2 protein-coding genes and 2 pseudogenes are annotated in these 3119 nt (G+C 49.8%); 2 read left to right on the top strand and 2 right to left on the bottom strand.

What is annotated here, in order from left to right; translation table 11 throughout:
- Positions 1–561, bottom strand: a 561-nt coding sequence (locus tag AC1DUO_RS23865; RefSeq protein ID WP_477989060.1) for a nitrogenase component 1, incomplete at its 3' end; no start/stop codon positions are given.
- A 73-nt stretch (positions 562–634) separates the two neighbouring features.
- The gene (nifH, locus tag AC1DUO_RS23860; protein ID WP_014333921.1) at positions 635–1510 is read right to left on the bottom strand and encodes a nitrogenase iron protein; all 876 of its coding nucleotides are present in this window, start codon (positions 1508–1510) and stop codon (positions 635–637) included.
- Between the two features lie 403 nt (positions 1511–1913).
- On the opposite strand from nifH, the pseudogene AC1DUO_RS23855 reads away from it, so the two are divergent.
- Positions 1914–2105: pseudogene (locus AC1DUO_RS23855) on the top strand (transposase); the annotation flags it as partial.
- Between the two features lie 75 nt (positions 2106–2180).
- Positions 2181–3119: pseudogene (locus AC1DUO_RS23850) on the top strand (IS3 family transposase); the annotation flags it as partial.

Raw genomic sequence — 3119 nt, 5'->3', positions numbered from 1 at the left:
GCGGAAACCCTCGCAGCGTACCGGCACGACCGGCTTACCGATTTTGGCGCTGCTGGCTTTGGCGACGGCAGAAATGTCATCACCGATCAGACCGACCGGACATTCCGACTGCACCGAAATGCCTTTGGTCAGCGGGAACAACATCTCCAGTTCGTCGATCAATTTGTCGAGCTTTTTATCGCCGCCAAATACGATGTCCCGTTCCTGAAAATCGCTGGTGAAGTTGATGGTGCCGAAGCTGTTTACGCCGCTCCAGCCGGTGTAATAGTTACGGCGTCCGGCACGGGAATACTGGCCGCAACCAACCGGGCCGTGGGAGATGTGTGCCATGTCTTTGATCGGGCCAAAGACCACGCCTTTGGAACCGGCGTAAGCGCAGCCTCGCACGGTCATCACGCCCGGCTGCGATTTGCGGTTTGAGACAATACACTTGCCGACAGATTCCATCGCCGGGTCGGTGGTCATCATGTGTTTCTTACGATCTTTAAGCGCCTTCTCGGGGAAGATCTCCAGCACTTCCTGGATCAACGCCTCGTTACGTTCGCGTGTTTCACTGGTCATAAAGACTCCGCTGATTGCCTGAAAAGGTGCACATTCCCGCAGGTCTGTGCATCTCTGGATAAAGGGGACGAAATCACGCCTCTTCGGCGGCGGTACGACCGACGATGGTCAGGTCTTCTTCTTCCATAATGCCGAATTCCATTAACAGGGCTTCCAGCTCATCCATGGTGACCGGTGTCGGCACCACCATTTTGGTGTTGTTGACGATTTTGTTCGCCAGTGCACGATACTGATCTGCCTGCGCGCAAGTCGGGTCGTATTCGATGACCGTCATGCGGCGGATTTCAGCGCGTTGCACAATGTTGTCACGCGGCACGAAGTGGATCATTTGCGTGCCAAGTTTTTCGGCCAGCGCGATGATCAGTTCATCTTCGCGATCCGTCTGGCGGGAGTTACAGATCAGCCCGGCCAGACGAACTTTGCCCGATTTCGCGTATTTCACGATGCCCTTGGAAATGTTGTTGGCGGCATACATCGCCATCATTTCACCGGAGCACACGATGTAGATCTCCTGCGCTTTATTTTCGCGGATCGGCATCGCGAAACCGCCGCATACCACATCGCCCAATACGTCGTAAAACACAAAATCCAGATCCGGTACATACGCGCCTTCTTCTTCGAGGAAGTTGATGGCGGTGATCACCCCGCGTCCGGCACAACCCACACCAGGCTCAGGGCCACCTGATTCCGCACAGCGCACGCCGCCATAGCCGATTTGCATCACATCTTCCAGCTCCAGATCTTCCACGGAACCCACTTCAGCGGCCATTTCCATGATAGTGTTCTGTGCTTTCGCATGCAGAATAAGGCGGGTTGAATCAGCCTTAGGGTCGCAGCCGACAATCATGACTTTCTTGTTCATTTCGGCCAGAGCCGCTACAAGGTTTTGGGTGGTGGTGGATTTCCCAATACCCCCTTTCCCGTAGATTGCACATTGACGCATTGCCATCGTTTTCTCTCCTGTAGTGTCCAGTTGACGTACAGGTCATTGCAGTGTTTGTACCACGATGCCAAAACTTAAATTCCATTGAAAAATAAAGAATTTTAATTTAATAAGGTGGCAACATTAGAAGCAGATAGAACAATCTGCGTACAGTTTGTTGTAAAACAAACAAACAAACAAACAGATGGCGGGTTCCGGGGACATTTGTGTGTAAAGGTCAGCATCATCTCTCTTTCCAGTCAGGTAAAAGCCTTAAAGATATCAGCCAGCTTCAGAAGTCAGATATTGTCACTCTGCTTTTTTAAAGGAATAAGCAACATGAGTAATATATTTTCTTTATTAAACTGAATCGCCACGGGTTTAACAGACACCTCCGAGTCATTTAAAATGACTTAAAAGAGATGTGCTCATGAGCGGTAAACATTATCCTGAAGAGTTCAAAATTGAAGCGGTCAAACAGGTTGTTGATCGCGGCCATTCCATCGCAAGCGTCGCCACCCGTCTTGATATCACCACGCACAGCCTCTATGCCTGGGTAAAAAAGTATGGCCCTGATTCATCAACTACTAAAACGCAGTCCGATGCCCAGTCTGAGATCCGGCTGTAGTCCCTCCTGAATTTAGTCTTACTGCTTGATAGAGTTCTCTGGTTAAAATACAACCAAAGGAGGCTCATCATGAAGAAAGCTCGTTTCACTGAAACTCCGATCCTGCGAGTTCTAAAAGAAGTTGAAGGGGGTCGGCACGTTAAGGATGTGTGCCGCGAAAACGGCGTGTCGGAAGCCAGCTATTACAACTGGAAATCTAAATACGGCGGTATGGAGTCCTCTGATATCAAACGAATGAAAGAGCTGGAAGAGGAAAACCGCCGATTAAAGCAGATGTATGCCTCCTTGAGCTTAGATCATGAAATTCTTAAGGATGTTGTTTCAAAAAAACTTTAGCGGTGCCCGAAAAGCGTGTGTTGGTGCGTTACGTCATGACGGAACATCAGGCCAGCGAACGACGCGGGTGCCAGATTATCGGTATAAGGCGAAGCCTGGTGCATTATTCCCCGAACACGGCACGGGATCTGCCCGTGGTCGAGGCACTGCAAAAATTGGCGCATCAGTATCCGGCTTATGGTTTTGGCCTCATGTTCAATAAGTTACGCCAGGCAGGATTACTGTGGAATGCAAAACGGGTTTACCGGATCTACCGATTATTAAAACTGAACCTTCGGCGTAAAAGAATAAAACGCTTACCTAACAGGCATCCACAGCCGTTGGTTATTCCGCATAAAATGAACCACTGTTGGTCAGTTGATTTTATGAGCGATGCCCTGATCGACGGGCGGCGATTCAGGTTATTTAACGTCGTCGATGATTTTAATCGGGAAGCGCTGGCAATCGAAGTTGATTTGGATATACCTGCTCATCGCGTTGTACGCATCCTGGAGCGGTTAAGTGCTGAAAGAGGCTATCCGGCATTTATACGCAGCGATAACGGGCCAGAACTTACAGCCGCTGCTTTAGCTGAATGGGCAGAGTTGCACGGCGTGATACTCGATTTTATTCAGCCAGGCAGGCCAATGCAGAACGGATTTATTGAGCTATTTAACAAAACTCTACGAACAG

The sequence above is a fragment of the Rahnella sp. P4_A8 genome (assembly GCF_056402435.1).
The sequence above is the reverse complement of the archived record's forward strand: the minus strand, read 5'-3'. Positions and strand labels throughout refer to the sequence as shown.

What these genes read in the sequence shown, in the direction of transcription:
- nifH (WP_014333921.1), bottom strand. Translation starts at nt 1,510, where the DNA reads ATGGCAATGCGTCAATGTGCAATCTACGGGAAAGGGGGTATTGGGAAA.